Annotated in this window: 14 protein-coding genes, 1 tRNA gene and 4 pseudogenes; 11 read left to right on the plus strand and 8 right to left on the minus strand. The window is 64.0% G+C overall.

Annotation, left to right across the window (positions count from 1 at the left end):
• Nucleotides 1-168 precede the first annotated feature (168 nt).
• Complete coding sequence (locus tag MMSR116_RS23925) at nt 169-1,173, minus strand: alginate O-acetyltransferase AlgX-related protein (protein ID WP_010685960.1); 1,005 nt, start codon at nt 1,171-1,173, stop codon at nt 169-171.
• 249 nt (nt 1,174-1,422) lie between these two features.
• Between MMSR116_RS23925 and MMSR116_RS23930 the strand changes: the two genes are divergently transcribed.
• The 4 genes from MMSR116_RS23930 (at nt 1,423) to MMSR116_RS23945 (ending at nt 2,439) form a co-directional block, all read left to right on the plus strand.
• Nucleotides 1,423-1,497: transfer RNA gene (locus MMSR116_RS23930), tRNA-Val, on the plus strand.
• 112 nt (nt 1,498-1,609) lie between these two features.
• On the plus strand, nt 1,610-1,855 hold the full coding sequence (locus MMSR116_RS23935; RefSeq protein WP_039894250.1) for a hypothetical protein: 246 nt from the start codon (nt 1,610-1,612) through the stop codon (nt 1,853-1,855).
• Nucleotides 1,852-2,139: a hypothetical protein gene (locus MMSR116_RS23940; protein ID WP_010685959.1), complete on the plus strand. Its 288-nt coding sequence runs from the start codon at nt 1,852-1,854 to the stop codon at nt 2,137-2,139. Before MMSR116_RS23935 ends, MMSR116_RS23940 begins: the two co-directional genes overlap by 4 nt.
• Nucleotides 2,140-2,232: 93 nt before the next feature.
• The gene (locus tag MMSR116_RS23945) at nt 2,233-2,439 is read left to right on the plus strand and encodes a hypothetical protein (RefSeq protein ID WP_039894249.1); all 207 of its coding nucleotides are present in this window, start codon (nt 2,233-2,235) and stop codon (nt 2,437-2,439) included.
• Between the two features lie 74 nt (nt 2,440-2,513).
• On the opposite strand, the gene MMSR116_RS23950 is transcribed toward MMSR116_RS23945, so the two are convergent.
• Nucleotides 2,514-3,281, minus strand: a complete 768-nt coding sequence (locus MMSR116_RS23950) for a helix-turn-helix domain-containing protein (protein WP_039894247.1) — start codon at nt 3,279-3,281, stop codon at nt 2,514-2,516.
• An 826-nt stretch (nt 3,282-4,107) separates the two neighbouring features.
• Between MMSR116_RS23950 and MMSR116_RS23955 the strand changes: the two genes are divergently transcribed.
• Nucleotides 4,108-4,353 (plus strand): hypothetical protein, encoded by a 246-nt coding sequence (locus MMSR116_RS23955; protein WP_010685957.1) that lies wholly within the window; start codon nt 4,108-4,110, stop codon nt 4,351-4,353.
• Nucleotides 4,354-4,454: 101 nt separating this feature from the next.
• On the opposite strand, the gene MMSR116_RS23960 is transcribed toward MMSR116_RS23955, so the two are convergent.
• The 4 genes and pseudogenes from MMSR116_RS23960 to MMSR116_RS23975 all read right to left on the minus strand — a co-directional run bounded on the left by MMSR116_RS23960 (nt 4,455) and on the right by MMSR116_RS23975 (nt 8,052).
• Nucleotides 4,455-5,582, minus strand: coding sequence for a glycosyltransferase family 61 protein (locus tag MMSR116_RS23960; protein WP_083920289.1), 1,128 nt, complete (start codon nt 5,580-5,582; stop codon nt 4,455-4,457).
• A 410-nt stretch (nt 5,583-5,992) separates the two neighbouring features.
• The gene (locus MMSR116_RS23965; protein WP_010685955.1) at nt 5,993-6,364 is read right to left on the minus strand and encodes a c-type cytochrome; all 372 of its coding nucleotides are present in this window, start codon (nt 6,362-6,364) and stop codon (nt 5,993-5,995) included.
• 567 nt (nt 6,365-6,931) lie between these two features.
• On the minus strand, nt 6,932-7,168 hold the full coding sequence (locus MMSR116_RS23970; protein ID WP_010685954.1) for a hypothetical protein: 237 nt from the start codon (nt 7,166-7,168) through the stop codon (nt 6,932-6,934).
• A 241-nt stretch (nt 7,169-7,409) separates the two neighbouring features.
• Nucleotides 7,410-8,052: pseudogene (locus MMSR116_RS23975) on the minus strand (IS5 family transposase).
• 404 nt (nt 8,053-8,456) lie between these two features.
• Here MMSR116_RS23975 and MMSR116_RS32595 point away from each other — a divergent pair.
• The 6 genes and pseudogenes from MMSR116_RS32595 (at nt 8,457) to MMSR116_RS24000 (ending at nt 13,864) form a co-directional block, all read left to right on the plus strand.
• Complete coding sequence (locus MMSR116_RS32595) at nt 8,457-8,822, plus strand: transposase (RefSeq protein WP_432419918.1); 366 nt, start codon at nt 8,457-8,459, stop codon at nt 8,820-8,822.
• Nucleotides 8,819-10,066 (plus strand): glycoside hydrolase family 16 protein, encoded by a 1,248-nt coding sequence (locus tag MMSR116_RS23985; RefSeq protein WP_158169115.1) that lies wholly within the window; start codon nt 8,819-8,821, stop codon nt 10,064-10,066. The genes MMSR116_RS32595 and MMSR116_RS23985 overlap by 4 nt, the downstream gene beginning before the upstream one ends.
• Nucleotides 10,067-10,484: 418 nt before the next feature.
• Nucleotides 10,485-11,272, plus strand: a protein-coding gene (locus MMSR116_RS23990) for an IS5 family transposase (RefSeq protein ID WP_432419877.1) whose coding sequence is annotated in 2 segments (ribosomal slippage) — nt 10,485-10,821 and nt 10,821-11,272 — 789 coding nt in all. Because the reading frame shifts where the segments join, the coding sequence is not laid out codon by codon here.
• Nucleotides 11,221-11,640, plus strand: a pseudogene (locus MMSR116_RS23995) (IS5 family transposase); the annotation flags it as partial. The gene MMSR116_RS23990 and the pseudogene MMSR116_RS23995, both read left to right, overlap by 52 nt.
• Before the next feature lie 44 nt (nt 11,641-11,684).
• A pseudogene (locus MMSR116_RS32035) lies at nt 11,685-11,831 on the plus strand (IS3 family transposase); the annotation flags it as partial.
• A 395-nt stretch (nt 11,832-12,226) separates the two neighbouring features.
• Complete coding sequence (locus tag MMSR116_RS24000) at nt 12,227-13,864, plus strand: phosphoethanolamine transferase (protein ID WP_010681962.1); 1,638 nt, start codon at nt 12,227-12,229, stop codon at nt 13,862-13,864.
• Nucleotides 13,865-13,930: 66 nt separating this feature from the next.
• Here the strand turns inward: MMSR116_RS24000 and MMSR116_RS24005 are convergent.
• Nucleotides 13,931-15,136 (minus strand): annotated as a pseudogene (locus MMSR116_RS24005) (IS3 family transposase).
• A 101-nt stretch (nt 15,137-15,237) separates the two neighbouring features.
• On the minus strand, nt 15,238-16,359 hold the full coding sequence (locus MMSR116_RS24010) for an acyltransferase family protein (protein WP_010681960.1): 1,122 nt from the start codon (nt 16,357-16,359) through the stop codon (nt 15,238-15,240).
• Nucleotides 16,360-16,424: the final 65 nt, after the last annotated feature.

Here is a 16,424-nt window from a genome sequence, read left to right on the forward strand (position 1 = left end):
GAGCCGGGCCGGTTCATAGCACGCGCAGCCGGCGAACGCCGTTCTCTCGGCAGGCCAACCTATCAGCGCGCGAAGGCGCGTGCAAAGCGCGACGCGGGATCCGGCGCACCGTGTTCGGGATCCGGGCGCACAGCCTTGCCGCCGCCCTGGAACGCGGCGCGTCATCCCTCACGACCGAACGGCGTCCGGCGCGGCCACAGCCGCCAGCTCCGCACCGTAACGGTGCCGCGCGTAACGATCCAGGCTCCACCCGTCGTCCGCGGACCGGAACACAAACCGTTCCGACATCTCCGTCAGAACCAGATCGGGACGGACCTGCTCGATGTAGCCGTAGTCGAGCTGCGTGCTCCAGATGAAGTGCAGCTCCCGGAACGTCTCAGCCAGCATGATCGTGAGGCCGTTCGGCAGGCAGTTCGCGTAGCTGTCGCCGAACAGGACGACCCGCCGGGCGTCGGCCGCGCCGTCATTGCGGTAGATGACGTGAGCGCCGGTGTGGAGCGTTCCCTCCAGTCCGAGACGCTCCCGGAGTTCGACGATCGGGCTTGCATGCACCCGAACCGCGTCCCGCTGGATGTGGTGCAGCGTCGTTCCCTCGTATCTCGGCGGCGTGAAGGCGATCCCGAGGTCGCCCGCCCAACCCGGATGGTATGTGGTCGGACGTTCCCAGAAATCGCGCACGGGACTGGCTTCGACCGCGCGGCAGATCGCGCGATACGCCACCATTCGGCCGGCGAAGGACAGGTGGCTGTCGGTCCGATAGTAGAGATCCTGCTCGCCTCTCTGGCGCCGCAACGGCCCGATCAGATCGATCAGGGTTGATCGCCAGCGTGCCCGACGCCGCAAGACGAGATCGACGCGCAGGCGGAGAAGCGGAGCGTGCTTAAGATATTGATCCTCGTGGTATAACCTGAATGCTGGCGACAACTTCCAATCGAGATCGATCTGATCCAGAAGATTGTCATAGATCGTGATCTTTTCCGGAACGAGAATGTGCCTGTAGGCGACCCCCATCTCACGGAGCTTTCGCCTGCGATACAGGATCATGGTCTGCCAGTGCAGGAGAAAATTCTGAACGTCTGCAGACCTGACAAACTGCTCGCTGACGTTGTTGCTTCCCTGCAGAAGGAACAGGAAGCCATCCTTCCCGATATGGATCTGGTCGGCGGCGGCCATAAATCGTTTCCAAGGTGAGCGCCCGGAGCGTGTCTCCGGGCGGTCAAGCGGTGGCGGCTGGCGGAAGCCAGGATGGCATTCTGATCGGCCCCTTGTCTCGATGATCGGTGTTGCAGGCAAGCATGTCGCTCAAGCCTCTCGAACGCGTTCGCGCCGGGATCCAACGCGCGGGGCGCGCAGGTTCCGCTTGCACCCACGCCGGGCAGCCGCTATAGGCCCGGCCCAACGGAGCCCGCACGGCTCCGGCCCGGGCGCGTAGCTCAGCGGGAGAGCACTACCTTGACATGGTAGGGGTCACAGGTTCGATCCCTGTCGCGCCCACCACTCGACCTGCAGGGGCCGAGTGATAGTCTATCGGACAAGCGATCGTTTAACGTCTTGTCGTCAGGTTCGCCGAACCTGGATTCCGATCAGCGGACTGCACCGACGGGCTCGCATGGCTGCCCATCCCGCCTCAACCGCGCCGCGCAAGGTCGCTCTGATCTCCGATCGGGCGTTCGATGCCGTTCAGGCCAGCAGCGCGGCAGCGGCCCATCAGGCCACGACGGGGCGGACGCCCGACGCGGTCGGGACGCTCCGCTCCAACATGCCCGTGACCGTGGTGCTGGCAGCCGGGAAGCGCCTGCGCACGCGCGTCGGGGCCCGAGCCGCAATCCTGCCGCCGAATCCGGTGCAGCGGTGAGCGAGCGCGCGGCCACAGCTGCCGAACGCCGGCATTGGTTCTACGACAGCAAGCTTCTGGTCGGCGCGTTCTGCTTGTTGTCGTTCGTCGCCATCTTCTGGCAGATGAGCCGCTTCGAGGGGTTCCAGCCGATCTTCACCTGCGAGTCCGGCAAGGACATCGATCACTGGCTTCTCACGTCGGGGATGGATGCGTGCATGGGCAAGGCGCATTCCCCCGAGGCCCAGACCCGCTGCGTGCGGACGGTCTACATCCTGGCCTGCATGAAGGAGCGGTGGCGCTGAGAGGACAGCCCAGCCCCGTCGTCGCCGAGCACCGGGTCCTCTCGGCCGATGGCGTCACGCGCTGGGTGCTGGACCGCGGCGACACCGTGCGCGATGCCGCGGGTCGCCCGGTGCGTGGCCGGGGGCATCCCCGTGGACATCACGTGGTCACGTACCGGCAGGCTCACCCTGTCGACGGGCGAGCATGCCGCCCACAGGCCGCTTCTGGAACAGGCGGCGGAGCACCTTCTGGCGGCGCGACAGGCGCTGGCTCACCTCCCGGAACCGGACCTGAAGGCGCGGGGGCAGATGCGCTGCTGATGGAGCTGGCCGCAGGCTCGCCCAGCAGGAGGCTCAGGAGCGGCACAGGCCCATGAGCTGAGCCGGGGGCCCGGTCAGCACACGATCTTCGTCATGCCGGGCAACCTTCCAAGCTCCTCGGACGATTTCTCGGCCGCCGGCAGGAGCAAGTAGTCAGGCTTGAAGTCCGCGAAATCGCACAGGCGGCCCAGGTCCGGTACGCTGATGCTCTTGCGTCCGCTGGTGATCAAACCCGCGTTGCGCAGGTCCGCGAGCACGCGGGAGAGATGCACATTCGAGAGACCGGCCGTGTCGGCCAGTTCGGCCTGCGTCAGCGGGAGCCGGTAATCGGCCTCCGTGCCGAGGTCCACGGCCCTGAGCCGGGTGAGGAGTTCACAGAGGATATGGGCGACCTGCTTGTCGGCGGAGCGACGCCCGATCCCCACCAGCCATTCCTGCAGCACAGCCCCATCGACCAGAACGGACCACCACAGAGCGCGATAGATGTTGGGGCGAGCCGCGGCCAGTTCCTTGATCGCGCGATACGGGACCGAGGCGATCGTACAGTGCGTCAGTGTCGCGACGGAGTTGATGGCGCGGTTGAGAAGGGATGCGTGCAGATCGCAGCCGTCGCCCGGGACCAGGTAGGCGAGGATCGAGCGGCCGCCGTCGGGCACGAGCTTGTAGCGGCAGGCAAAGCCGTCGAGGATGATGCAGGCGCCTCCCGGGGCACTCCCCTCCGTCACAAGATCACGACCGGCCTCGACCCGTGAGATGTCGCGGATCGCGCGCTCCAGCGCCGCGACATCATCCCGGTCCAGATGCGCGCGGAGCGACAACTTTCGGATGAAGGGATCCAACATAGTTGTCGCCGCACTCGTAACGCACACACACGTGCTCCCTATACATGCAATCGCGGCATCCGCCCCGTGCCCGATCTTGTGCCCGATCTGCGATCGCCCTACCCCGGGCCGGGAATGACCGCGGCGCGCGCGCATGCCCGGCCAAGGCACGCATCCTGTCTCGGGATCGGCAGACGCGCCCGCGTGCGAGCCGGCCGCCGCGACCGTCGATGAACCGGATCTCTGACGGAGGCCCGGCCAAGCCATCAAAAGAGGGCGATGCGACGCGCTGACCATGCTACCGGACCGTGTCAGCTCAGGTCGGACACTCATCGTGACCGATGGTCGAGAGGCATACGGGGGGCCTACCGAGGGAATGGCGCCGGAGACGGTCGGGTCGCGGAGCGACGCCGGATCGAACCACGCGCCACATCCGTGAGGCGAATTGTCGCATCCGTAGACGGACACGGTGATGATGCCGTTCTCAGCTTTGCTTCCGTAGCGAGTAAGTCCAATCTCCCCACGCGCGCGCTATATTCCTCGATGCTTCTCGACCGTCCTCGGATGGAGCCCTCGCCTTATGAGACTTCGTGCTTCAGGACGGCGCTCGGAGATGTCTCCTGTGCCCTCTTCGCTGTCTGTTCGCGTCGCCGTCACGTTCGTCTGCTCTCTGCTGCTGACCACCCTGTCCTATGTTTCTGTTTTACTTCTAAAGAGCTGATAACTCCGTCCTTAAATATTGATCTCGCGAGCGTGTCGGGGAGACAATCGCCGCGTCATCGCTTCCCGATGCTTGCCGATCGGGATACGGGGAACCCCGGAAGCAGATCAAACAGGCGCGCCCGGCATGATCTATCTCTTGACGGCAACGATCGGGATGATCATCGCGCGGTGGCTCAACTGGTTCAGCCTCGCTGTCATCACGATGGTGTTCTCCACCGCGATCGGCATCGAGGGCGCCCTGCACGCCCGACCTTTCCTGACGGTCCTGCAACGGGGCCTTGAGGTGAATGCCACGCTCCAGGGCGCCTATCTCGGCCAGGCCATCCTCCTCGTGTTCGGGCCTCGTCTGCTGAGACGCTCCGGCAAGTAGAAGCGGCCGAGGGAGGACCGCCGGACAGGATCCCTACGTCCCAGCCGATCATGCCGCGCGTCCGATGCGCCGGCACGGCATCCGCATCGGTCCCGGGCGCCCTAGTCGCGCACGCCGCCCCCGAACCGCTCCTTGAATGTCCGGCGCCACGCGCTGAGCCGATGCGTCCAGCGGCGCTCCTTGCGCGCACGCCGCGCCTCCTGGGCGGCATCAAGCTGGTCGAGGGTGTCGAAGTGCGCCACGCGTTCGAGCAGCTCATGCGCCACGCGCTCCGGATCGGGGATGGCCCAACCGACACCGAAATTGCTGACGTCCGAATACTCTGTTTTGAAAATCCAATAATAGTAAGCCTGCGTGTGATTGAATGTGTCGAACAGCAGGAAATTTGAGTTGATCTGATAGCTCCAGTTCAAGCCGATGATGCGCCGTCCCGGCGCGGAGAACGCGGCCGTGTGAAAGGCCGACGTGGTCGGCCCGAGGATCGGCCCGCGGGCTGCGAGCAACGACACCTGCGCCCCGAAGCTCAGCTCTTCCGGATAGACGATGTCGATGCCGAGGCGGCTCAACGCGGATTCGAGCTTCGCTTCGTTGACGAGACAGTTCATCCCCGAGCTGAGCTTCGTCTTCGACAGGTAGACGGGCCTTTCGGGTGCGGCACCGGAAGCGGTCGGCCAAGATGCCTGACCGACTGTCCTGCACAGATCTCCGAAGATCGAATGGACATGCGATCGCTCGTGGAAGCTTCGCTCCGCCACGATGACCTGCGAAATCCGCGTCGTCCGGTCGAAGCTCACGACGTCCGCGCGCCGGATCCCCAGACCGGACAGCATCGCGTACAGGAATGCGTGCTCCGGACCTTCGGGAAATGCCTCGAGGCGATGACAGAGAATCTTCGGCCGGCGCCCGGTCATGACGAGCATGGGCCAGAGCCGGGACAGGGTGTCGATGATGAAGTGCCCGTAGTGGAGGATCAGCAGGCCGACATAGAGGTACGGCCCGTCCGCGGCGTCCGCCTCGCCGTCGAAACCGAAGCGGGCGGCACCGGTGGCGACGGCATCGGCGACTTCGTAGATGCGCTGGTCGCCCTTGTACAATCCCCACGGGACAGGCGCGCCGTCCGGGACGTAACGCACATCGGCGATCGTGATCGCGCCCGGAAGCGATGGCCGTTCATCCGCCGAACCCCAAACCGATCGACAGCGCCGGAAGACCGTTGTGTCGCTCAACATTCTCGACCGGATCGCGCGAGGCCCTGACGGCCATCGGAGGTTCGGATATGGCCGCCGGGGCAGGAAAGCGAGACTGCCGAAGGGCGAAGCGTCCACGGCGCGGCGACGGACAGAGCCAGCACGAGCAAGACCGATCCGCGCCGCATGTCAGCTCCCTGGTCCTCCGGCCGGGAGTCGGATTGTCGTCACAAAATCTCACGTTGCAACGGCACAGTCTGCGGACGTTGTCGGCGCGGCGGCCGCGTTCGGCCGGGCCGGCATCCCGCGCCGGCCTCGATCCGGAGCACGAACGGGCCTCGCGCGGCGGAGGCTCGACGCGAAAGGCCCGCCGCGGTGAACCGGGCGGGCCAAGACGGTGCCGAGCCGGCGCCGCCGATGGGTGGAGGATGGCGCCTCGAACGGACGCGGCGTCAGGACTGCGTCTTGAGATAGGCGATCACGTCGTTGATCTTCTTGTCGTCCGTATAGCCCTGGAAGATCATCTTGTTGCCCGGGACCTTCGCCTTCGGGTTCTTCAGCCACTCGTGCAGGTTGGCCTCGTCCCAGGTGATCCCGGAATTCTTCAGCGCCGCGGAGTAGTTGTAACCCTCGTAGGTGCCGGCCTTGCGGCCGACGACGCCCTTGAGATCCGGGCCGACACCATTCTTCTGGAAGTTGTGGCACGCCTTGCAGGGAGCGAAGGCCTTCTCGCCCGCGGCCGCGTCTCCGGCCTCCTGGGCCTGCGCCGAGAGCGAGAGCGGGATCAGCACGGTAAGCATCACGCCGAGCACATATGAACGCACAGATTGACTCCTGAGAGGATGCTGACGACGCCGATGGCGGGCCGGGACGCCGCCTGACCCAGCGTAGACGTTGGCGGATCCCGCTTAATCCGAAGCGGATGATGGGCACCGCGCGGGACCCGGTTGCGTCAAAGAGAGCCCCGCTCGGCGGCGGCCGGCGGGGCGAAGGTGGTCTCGTTCTGAAAGGGTAGACGTCGGGACGCCCGCTTTAATCCGGGGCTGCGATGCGTCCGGGCCGCGCCTCATCGGCTATGGCAGTGCCGAACCCGGATCGGTCTTACCCTCGCGACAGGGGAGCGGGAGCGCCGCGTCCCCGCAGCCGATCACGCTGTCCTTGCTGTTCCTGATCGTCAGCAAGGCCCCGGTTCTGGGGATGCGCCCGACGGTCGAGACGTTCCCGCGGAAGCGGACACATCAAGCCGTGCCGGTTATCGACCCGTTCCGGAGCCTGGCCGAGACTCTATGAGGCAGGTCGGAGAAAAGCTGCGCCAGCCCGGCGTTCCGGATGCCGCGCGGCGGCGCGGTGGAACCGCGCGATCGGGGGAGCCGGACGCGACGCGATGCCCGTCACATCATCGGATTCGCGGGCAGCGGCACCAAAGGGTGCGAGGCCTCGTGCTGCCAGGACGGATGGCGGGCATCCAGGGCCACGTGCTGCCCGACATACACGGTGGCGAGAAGTCCCAGGAGGAGAACCAGCCCGAACGTGACGGCATCGGGATGCCGGCGCGCGCGGTGGATGCCGACGCAGCCGAGCGTGAACAGGCCCGCGAGGATCAGGGGAACGAGCGTTTCGCGCGACATCGGGATCACCGCTGTGCGAGGCCAATCCGGAGCCCGGCGCGCCGCCCTGCTCCCGAGCAGCGCGCTGCGGCCCCACGGGATAGACGTTCGAGACCGCCGGAAACATCCCGGCTCTGCCGGCAGCGTCTCGCCCGCCCCTCGGGCTGCATCAGCGCGGACCGGTCTGTCCGGATCGCACCCCGCGGTCCGCTACCGGACCAACGCTCCGGAAGTCGCCGCCACGCGCGATCTCTTAGAGCGCCTAACAGAACCGTTTGATCTGCTTGAGGGTGATGAGGCTCGCGGCCAGGGTTGTGAAGGCCTCGTAGATGTCGCCGCGCCGCTCGTAGCGGATGGGCAGGCGGCGGAAGCGGTTGATTCATCAGGTGCGCTTCCACACCATAGCGCGACGCGAGATCGCCCGCCGAGCCCAGGCTGACGCTCGAAATTTCACAGCGCGTCCCAGGGCATCGCAACCCGCCGGTGTCGCGACCCGGCCACCGATAGGTGGCGCTTCGTTGCCCTGGCCTTGCCCCGATCCGTCGGGTTCGGGCCCGTGGCAGAGCCCCTTTTTTGGCCGGGACAGACGCACTGTCCAGGCTCGCGCGGCCCCAATCGATCTCGCCCGCCGCGTGCAGGCGCTCCAGCAGGATCTGATGCAGCCGCGCCCAGACGCCTGCCGCCTGCCAGTCGCGCAGGCGGCGCCAGCAACTCATCCCGCAGCCGCAGCCCATCTCGGCGGGTAGCATCTCCCAGGGCAGGCCAGAGCGCAGCACGAACAGGATGCCGGTCAGCGCCGCACGGTTCTCGAGCGGGCGCCGCCCGCCCTTCGGACGCGGCCGGGGCGGCGGAAGAAGCGGGGCGATCTCAGTCCACAGATCGTTGGGAAGAAGGGGGCGAGCCATCCCAGCCAACGCCCGACCACACGATCCGTGCCCGTTCTGTTAGGCGCTCTTAGCCAGCGGATTTTCGACTGCGAAGCTGTCACGCGGCCGACCATGTGCTTCGTGCCGACCAAACTGGTCGAGCAGCGATCAGCCCTGTCTCTGAATCGGACACGCGATCTCCTGGTCCGCCAGCGCACGCAATTGGTCACATGGTCCGCGCGCTGCTGCCCGAGTTAGCATCGATATCCCGACGGATCTCACGCTCGCCCTCGCCTTAGTACCGCGTGCGATCGCCGGCGAGGCGTACGAGGTCCGGAAGCTGACCGCCAAGTGATCGGCACCCTCGCTGAGCAGGCGATTGGGGGTGCAAGACAGCCTTCATCGGCTCGAGCGCGATCAGTTGGCCTGGTACCGCTCGAACGATCACGCCCGACGCATCGCCAACAAGCCGGGGGGGCGGCGGCTTCCTCGGCGCGACCGCGCTGGCCGCCGCCGTCACCGGTCCGAGCCATTCCTGCTCCGAGCGTCAGTGTGCGGCCTGGCCGGGTTTGACACCGCTCGACAAGTCCAGCAGCGGTGAGGAACGGCTCGGCCGGAACTCCAAGGGAGGAGACCAGTACCCGCGCCGGCTCCTCGTCACCGGCTCGGAAGGTCTGCGAGAGGCTCGATCCGTACAGAAATCGGCGGCCGTTGCCACCGTGTCGATGTCCTCGCGACGCAGATCCTACGGCAAAGACAATTTGATGGTATCGCCATCGAACACAGCTATACTGTTCGATATCAAATGAGCTACATGGAGCGTCGCGTGCAGATTGACAGACGATCTTTGTTGGGCGCCGGTGCTGCCGCCCTCGCGGCCAACGCGATGCCGACGACGCCGGCTGAAGCCACGGCTGCGCGCATGCTGACGCTCACATCACCGATCAAGACGGGCTCGGCCACAGCAGAAGCGCAGGGCTGCGTGGCCTACCCGGACATTATCCTCACTGCCAGCAAGACGTTCGCCTTCGCCGGCACATACACCGGCACATTCAAGAACATCATGATTGCCGTGCCTGGCGTGTCGCCCTGGGTCAGCGTTGTGCAGGACGGCCAAGGCGGGTGGACCGCCACGATGGATCTCAGCAGCGTCCGCACCGGCCCGCTCAACTGCCGCATCATGGCGTGGTATGACGACCCAACCGAAAAAGGGCTTCGCCTCGATTTCACACTGTTGATCGATAATCCGGCCATCCGGCGTGCGGCGCTGTCGGTTCCTGCTCCCGCGACCGGGATGAGGCAGCTTCTCGCGGACGACTTCGACACGCTCCCGGACGACAGCCGGTGGGCGTTTGGCGTGCGCCCTGACGGCAACCAGTGGGGATCGGGTTCGTACTTCATGACAAAAAACGAGAAGCTGAGCGATGTCTTCCAGCTTCCGATGCCGTCTTGCCTTCGCATTCGCGCCCTTTACGATGACGCCTACGTGGATCCACAGAGTTATGGGCGCAAATGGCGCTCCGGCCTGCTCTGCACCGCTTACGCAGATGGACGGCCGCCGATTGCTGCATTCCGCAAAGGCTACGTCGAGATGCGAGCCATTTTGCCGCTCGGCAAGGGTATGTGGCCAAGCATGTGGGCCGGTAGCCTAGGCACCGACGGCAAGGGAAACGAGCCGAACGGCCTCGAGATCGATGGTTTCGAGGCTTACGACGAGCAGGCTGACCCCGGTTCGTACACCATAGCCAATAACGTCATCCTCTGGATAGGAGACGGCAAGAATGATGGCGTTCCTCGGCAGATGTTCACAGCAAATTTTGACGCCACCTCAGATTGGCATACGTACGGGGTGCTGGTCGAAGATGCACAGGCAACATTCTACATCGATGATAAAGTAACTTTCAAGATACCAATCCCAGAGAAAGGCAGCAAGACGCCTCTTTATTGGATGTTTGACAACGCTCTCTCCTCGGGTGATTGGCCCATAGTCGTTCCGCCCGCGAAACATGTTGATATGTGGGTTGATTACATTCGAATTTATTCTGCAGATTGAATGAAGGCGTGACCTTCCCGCTCATACCTGTGCTCGGGTCGATGGCGGCATTGAGGCTGGACTGCTCCCATCGGCCACCGCTACGGTGTTGCACGACGTGGGCGCAGATCCATCTGCGAATGCGAAAGTCTGCTCAGACCTTCAAACAAAACCGTATTCGGCGCGTTGCAGAGGGACAACGAAATCGCTCTGTCGCGATGGCCCTTGGGTCGGGATCGTGCCGATAACTCCGCTTGAGCTGGCCCAAGCTGGAGAGCGGTCGGCCGCGCACACCCGACCGCGCCGCGTTGACCGTTATGCGAGCCAGCCCGGAGGTGGCCTCTACCCGTCACGACATGATCGAGAACCCAGCGTAAATAGCGATACTTAGAGCGCCTAACAGAACGGGCACGGATCGTGTGGTCGGGCGTTGGCTGGGATGGCTCGCCCCCTTCTTCCCAACGATCTGTGGACTGAGATCGCCCCGCTTCTTCCGCCGCCCCGGCCGCGTCCGAAGGGCGGGCGGCGCCCGCTCGAGAACCGTGCGGCGCTGACCGGCATCCTGTTCGTGCTGCGCTCTGGCCTGCCCTGGGAGATGCTACCCGCCGAGATGGGCTGCGGCTGCGGGATGAGTTGCTGGCGCCGCCTGCGCGACTGGCAGGCGGCAGGCGTCTGGGCGCGGCTGCATCAGATCCTGCTGGAGCGCCTGCACGCGGCGGGCGAGATCGATTGGGGCCGCGCGAGCCTGGACAGTGCGTCTGTCCCGGCCAAAAAAGGGGCTCTGCCACGGGCCCGAACCCGACGGATCGGGGCAAGCCGGGCACGAAGCGCCACCTCGTCACCGACGCGCGCGGCACGCCGCTCGGCTTCTGCCTGAGCGGCGCCAACCGACACGACAGCGTGATGATGGCCCAGACCCTCGACGCCATCCCGCCCCTGCGCAACGGGCGGCGCGGACGCCCGCGGCATCGTCCGGACAAGTTGCACGCGGACAAGGCCTATGATGCCAAAGCACGACGCCGGGAGTGCCGGGCGCGCGGGATCGTGCCGCGGATCGCGCGCAAAGGCATCGAGAGCAGCGAGAGGCTCGGGCGTCACCGCTGGGTCGTCGAGCGGACCCATGCCTGGTTCAACCGCTCCTCGCTCAAATCTTCGAACATATCTCTCACATTCGCCGTCGATCGTGCGTCACCGACGCGCGCGGCACGCCGCTCGGCTTCTGCCTGAGCGGCGCCAACCGACACGACAGCGTGATGATGGCCCAGACCCTCGACGCCATCCCGCCCCTGCGCAACGGGCGGCGCGGACGCCCGCGGCATCGTCCGGACAAGTTGCACGCGGACAAGGCCTATGATGCCAAAGCACGACGCCGGGAGTGCCGGGCGCGCGGGATCGTGCCGCGGATCGCGCGCAAAGGCATCGAGAGCAGCGAGAGGCTCGGGCGTCACCGCTGGGTCGTCGAGCGGACCCATGCCTGGTTCAACCGCTTCCGCCGCCTGCCCATCCGCTACGAGCGGCGCGGCGACATCTACGAGGCCTTCACAACCCTGGCCGCGAGCCTCATCACCCTCAAGCAGATCAAACGGTTCTGTTAGGCGCTCTAAGACGATCAGCGGCTTGTTCAAGCCGAGGTGATCCATCGGCGCAGGCCGTCGAGTTCGCTACCTTCGAATTCACCGACTGGTTCAACACCCGCCGCTTGCTCGAACCCATCGGCAACGCGCGTTCTGCCGCAGCCGAAGCGACCGGATTTCCTGAGGTCGAGGCGCTCACCCCGGCTCCCTGATCCAAGCCATACGGCCCCCAGGAAATACGGTGCGGTCCAGGCCTGTCTGGAGTCGTGGACGTGCCGCCCGTGCTTTATCGTGGCCGGAGCCCGACCGCATGAATACTCAGACGGCTCAACGGATTCCACCATACCGCCTTAAACCACGCTCGCCTCGTCCGCAGCTAATCCACTGCAGTCTGCCTCTTGTTTACTTTCTGCCGCCGGTTCCTAGTTTTGAAAATACAAGCAAACGGGTCCTGAGATTTTGAGAATTCGGACCTGTCTCAGTCTCTGATCTTTTCAAGAAAGAATCGAAAATTTCCCAAACAAAAACCCGAGCCGAGATATTGATTTTGCCTTCTTCGCGAACGATTCCATGCTAGTTCTTTGGGCACTGAAAGGGGGAAGCGCTGATGTTCGGTCTCGTCGGGATGAGGCGGGGAGGACCGCTATTGTCAGCGCTTCTACTCGGTGGCACAGTCCCCCTTGCGGCGGCCGTTCTCACAGCTGCAACCGGCACCGCGATGGCTTTCACCACCCTCGCTCTTTTGGGCATTGCCCTTTTCAATCTCGTCTTCTTTACAGCGCTTTTAACAGCCGGCGTGCACTTCCTTGGGCGGACTATCTTCCGCATACTTTACAGCTTACTATGCCTTTTTTTGAGTCTCTACCTATTCGCTTACACATACCACTTCCTACTCTACGGACAGCTCATAGGCGATCCGTCGATCAGCGCGCTTCTCGATACCAATCCGCAGGAGGCCCTTGAATTTCTAAACTGGGCGACGGACTGGCGTCGTGTGCTTCTGGCCCTCCTGGCGGCGGTTCTCGCCGCACTTGCGCTCGCCCTAACGACGCCACGCTCAGTCCCGAGGCCGTCGCGGCGAATTGGGCTCGCTGCGGTTGCGCTTGCCGGCCTGATGCTGCCGGTCGGCGCTTGGCATCGCGGCATCTCGTATTTCAATCCGGGCTTCTTCCTGCCGCGCTCGGTTACCAACAACCTGCTCTACCGCGCCGCGGCCGAGCGCATGCAGGCCGCCCTTGAGAAGAATAGTGTCGGCGATGTCACCCGACCAATAGAGCGGGCGGCGACCCACATCCTCATCATCGGGGAATCCACCACGCGCCGCCACATGTCCCTCTATGGTTACGAGCGTGACACGACACCCAACCTGCGTCGGCTCGCGCCGGAACTCTATGTCGCTGAGGACGTCTGTTCGTCCCGCGGCCAGACGGTTCCGGCACTGCAGGAATTGCTCACCTTCGCATCTCGCGAGGATCTTGCGCCGCTCTTCGAGAAACCGAGTCTGCTCCAGATCCTGAAGGCCGCCGGTTTCCGCACGTGGTGGCTTTCGAACCAGCAACTCTACGGCAGATGGGACAACTGGTCTGCGATCCTGTCGGGACCGGCTGACACACGTGTCTTCGTGAACCGCGTCGGCTGGGGCGCGGGCGTCAGCCTCGACGAACAGCTTCTCGCTCCCCTCACAATGGCCCTCGCCGACCCAGCGCCCCTGAAATTCGTAATTGTTCACCTACTCGGCGCGCACGCCGAATACAGCCTCCGATATGCGCCAGCGTTTGCACGCTTTACCAACGTGTCGCTTCCTTCTACGCCACGGCGCCTACAGGGAATCGAAATCGACCGCTACAACGCCTATGACAACGCCGTGCTCTACACGGATCATGTGGTCGCACAGATCATAGATGCCGCTCGCGAGACCGGCGAGAACGCAAGCGTCACCTTTCTCTCCGACCATGGCGAGGCGCTCGGCGAGGTCTCGGACTTCCACTCCCACATTGATGGCCCCGCCCCACGCCAAGTCTACGAGATTCCATTCACAATGTGGATCTCGCCGGCGCTGCGCAACCGCCTCGGCGCCAAGGTTGAGGACCTTCGGGAGAATCTAACGCGGCCCTACCAGACGGACAGCGTCATCAATACCCTTCTTGACCTGTACGGCATCGACCATGCCGGCCGCGTCGCCGAAAGGAGCCTGTTCGCGCCCGCGTTACGGATCCCGGTCCGATACTGTGACACCCTGCCTTGAGCATCAGATCGCTGCGCGGCATGAGCGCAATCTTGAGCCTCCCTCAGCATCGCGGACACAGGGAGATCATTTCGCGGTCCTCTCGGCGTGCTCGGGCGTAAGATCGCCGAGTGCCGAGTGGATGCGGTGCCGATCGTGTTAGCCCGCGATGTGAGCGGGCAGATCGCGCCGCGCTTCATCCCGGGTTACCCATCGTCGCTGATGGACGAACTCGACCTCGAGCGTGTGGAAGAAGCTCTCCTTCGGAGCGTTGTCGTGAGGCCCAAGCCGTGCGGCTCATGGACGGCTTCGCCCCCCATACCGGCGAGCTGTCTCCGGTAGGCCTCGGTTGCGTCCTGGCTGCCGCGATACAAGTGGCCGATGAGCCCGGCGGCCGGCCGCTGCCGCTTGACGGCCATCATCAATGCCGCCGCCCCTCAGCTCGGCGCGCATGTGATCGCGCATCGACCAGCCGACGATCTTGCGCGCGGCCAGTTCGAGGACGGCGGCCAGGTACCGCCAGCCCGTGTCGGTCGGCAGGTTGGCGATGTCGCTCCGCGATCCTTCGGTTCGGCAAACCAAGCCGTGTCGGGTCGCGCAGCCGAGAAATCCTGCTTGACGAGATTGGGCGCGATCGGGAGATCGTGACGGCTGTCGGTCGTACAGCGCCGGAACCGACGCCCCGCCAGGGCACGAATGTCTTGCCGGCGCATGTGACGCTCCACCCGCTCGCGGCGGACGAACCAGCCCTCAGCCCGGAGGGCCGCATGCACGCGTGCGGCACCTTGTCGTCGGTGGCAGGCGGCATGGACGCGCCGGACGTCGTCCAGGGGTTGGCGATCGGAGGCCGAGCGGGCGCTCTCAAGCCCTGAGCGCCATCCGTGGAAGCCGCTGGGCGAGACCCGGAGCACGCGGCACATGAGACGCACCGGCCGGGTCCGCGCATGCTGCTCCTTCAAGGCGAAGGTCACTTGGGCAGCTCCGCGAAGTTGCCGATGGCTTTTTTGATCCGTCGCGCTCCATGCGCGGGCGTTCGAGCCCCTGCCGCAGCCGGACGATGTCGGCAACCTGATTGGAAGGGGACGCCACTGGGCTTGGTAGCAAGGCACCCGTCAATCCAGCAGACTGCGGTCCAGATGAAGGCCCGTTCAGCGTGTCGTGCCATTTGCTCAGCATCGAGTGCTGGATCCCGAGCTCGGCCGCGACTTGCATCGGCGGCCGGCTGCTGCTCTCCAGCAAGGCGGTCGCCTCGCGTTTGGACTCGTGTGTGAACTCTCGTCTCGTCTTCGCCATTCGACACCTTCCCCGCTCAGCATGAGCGTATCAAAGGTGTCCGCGATGCCGAGGGAGGATCAACATACGGATCCCCGCGAATGACGGAGGTGACCTTAACCTCAGGTCGGTGAACCAGCAGCTCCAATCGCGACCTTAGGTAGCTCCACGCGCTTAGGTAGCAGCCGTGCGCGGAGTCCAAGGATAGGCTTCTCATAGAAGCGCCAGGAAATATGTGCGAGAGCAACGCTAATTGCAAAGCTGATTAAGGCACCAATGAACCAGCCCAAGATTGGATAGTTCGCAAGACCAATATAGCCTGGAATTGATCGGCTCGGTATGAAGTTATGAATGAGATAGAACCCGTAACTGATAACCCCAAAATATTCAAGCGGCGGCCACTCAAGTAACCGGACCGCTAAACTTTCTTGATTACAACGTATCCATGCAACAAGCAATGCTAGCGCAATGCTGACTGTGAAAGTTGAAAATCCGCCAATGGGATCGGGCACACGGGCGGCAAGCCAACTCGCGCTGTAAGTTGCGATGATGGTCATCGCGATGAGGAGCGGAAGTGGCCTGCGTAAGGGCGCGCGGTATCGCTCCGCGCGCATGAGAATGCCAGCCGCTCCTCCCAATGCGATCAGCGCGAAATTCCAAGGACTTGTCAGGTAGATATCCCGCGCTGACACGCCGTGATGTTGCATCAATAAGTGCCCTGCTGCGGCAACGACCACCACGCAAATACAGATGCGTGCATGCCAGACCGCCGGGCACAGCACGAAGGCGAGCGGGGCAAGCACATAGAACTGCTGTTCGACCGACAGCGTCCATAGGACTCCGAAAGGACTGCCTAAATTGGGACTGACGAACGCTGAGAAATAGTTCGACAAATAGACCGCGTGCCAAACAAAATCGAGGCCATTTCCCATAGGGTCATATAGCCTTCGTACAAGAAAGAGGAGAGCCAGCAATCCATAGTAGGCTGGAAAGATACGTAGCGCTCGCTTAGTGGCGAAGATGCGCAGTGCCGTGCCGACCCCGTAACGAGCGGCCTCCACATCAAGGCGCGCCCCATGCAACTCGCCAATGATGAGGAATCCTGAAATTACTAAGAAAGTCCATACCCCCAAGGGCGCGGCATAAAACTCAAGATTGCACTTGTGCGATAGGAATACGGCTATTACGCACAAAGCGCGTAGCCCGTTAAAGCCAAGTATTCTAAATTTAGTCGACTCTGCCATCTGCTCTTACAATCAAAATGCTTCCATCCACACTGAAAATCTCAGATGCCGTTACTAACCCTTGA

Origin of the sequence: Methylobacterium mesophilicum SR1.6/6 (genome assembly GCF_000364445.2) — a bacterium.
Taxonomy (GTDB): domain Bacteria; phylum Pseudomonadota; class Alphaproteobacteria; order Rhizobiales; family Beijerinckiaceae; genus Methylobacterium; species Methylobacterium mesophilicum_A.

Excerpts from the sequence above, each read along its gene's own strand:
- MMSR116_RS23925 (WP_010685960.1), bottom strand. The coding sequence starts at position 1,173 with ATGGCCGCCGCCGACCAGATCCATATCGGGAAGGATGGCTTCCTGTTC.
- MMSR116_RS23935 (WP_039894250.1), top strand. The coding sequence starts at position 1,610 with ATGGCTGCCCATCCCGCCTCAACCGCGCCGCGCAAGGTCGCTCTGATC.
- MMSR116_RS23945 (WP_039894249.1), top strand. The coding sequence starts at position 2,233 with ATGCCGCGGGTCGCCCGGTGCGTGGCCGGGGGCATCCCCGTGGACATC.
- MMSR116_RS23950 (WP_039894247.1), bottom strand. The coding sequence starts at position 3,281 with ATGTTGGATCCCTTCATCCGAAAGTTGTCGCTCCGCGCGCATCTGGAC.
- MMSR116_RS23955 (WP_010685957.1), top strand. The coding sequence starts at position 4,108 with ATGATCTATCTCTTGACGGCAACGATCGGGATGATCATCGCGCGGTGG.
- MMSR116_RS23960 (WP_083920289.1), bottom strand. The coding sequence starts at position 5,582 with ATGTTGAGCGACACAACGGTCTTCCGGCGCTGTCGATCGGTTTGGGGT.
- MMSR116_RS23970 (WP_010685954.1), bottom strand. The coding sequence starts at position 7,168 with ATGTCGCGCGAAACGCTCGTTCCCCTGATCCTCGCGGGCCTGTTCACG.
- MMSR116_RS23985 (WP_158169115.1), top strand. The coding sequence starts at position 8,819 with ATGAGCTACATGGAGCGTCGCGTGCAGATTGACAGACGATCTTTGTTG.
- MMSR116_RS24000 (WP_010681962.1), top strand. The coding sequence starts at position 12,227 with ATGTTCGGTCTCGTCGGGATGAGGCGGGGAGGACCGCTATTGTCAGCG.
- MMSR116_RS24010 (WP_010681960.1), bottom strand. The coding sequence starts at position 16,359 with ATGGCAGAGTCGACTAAATTTAGAATACTTGGCTTTAACGGGCTACGC.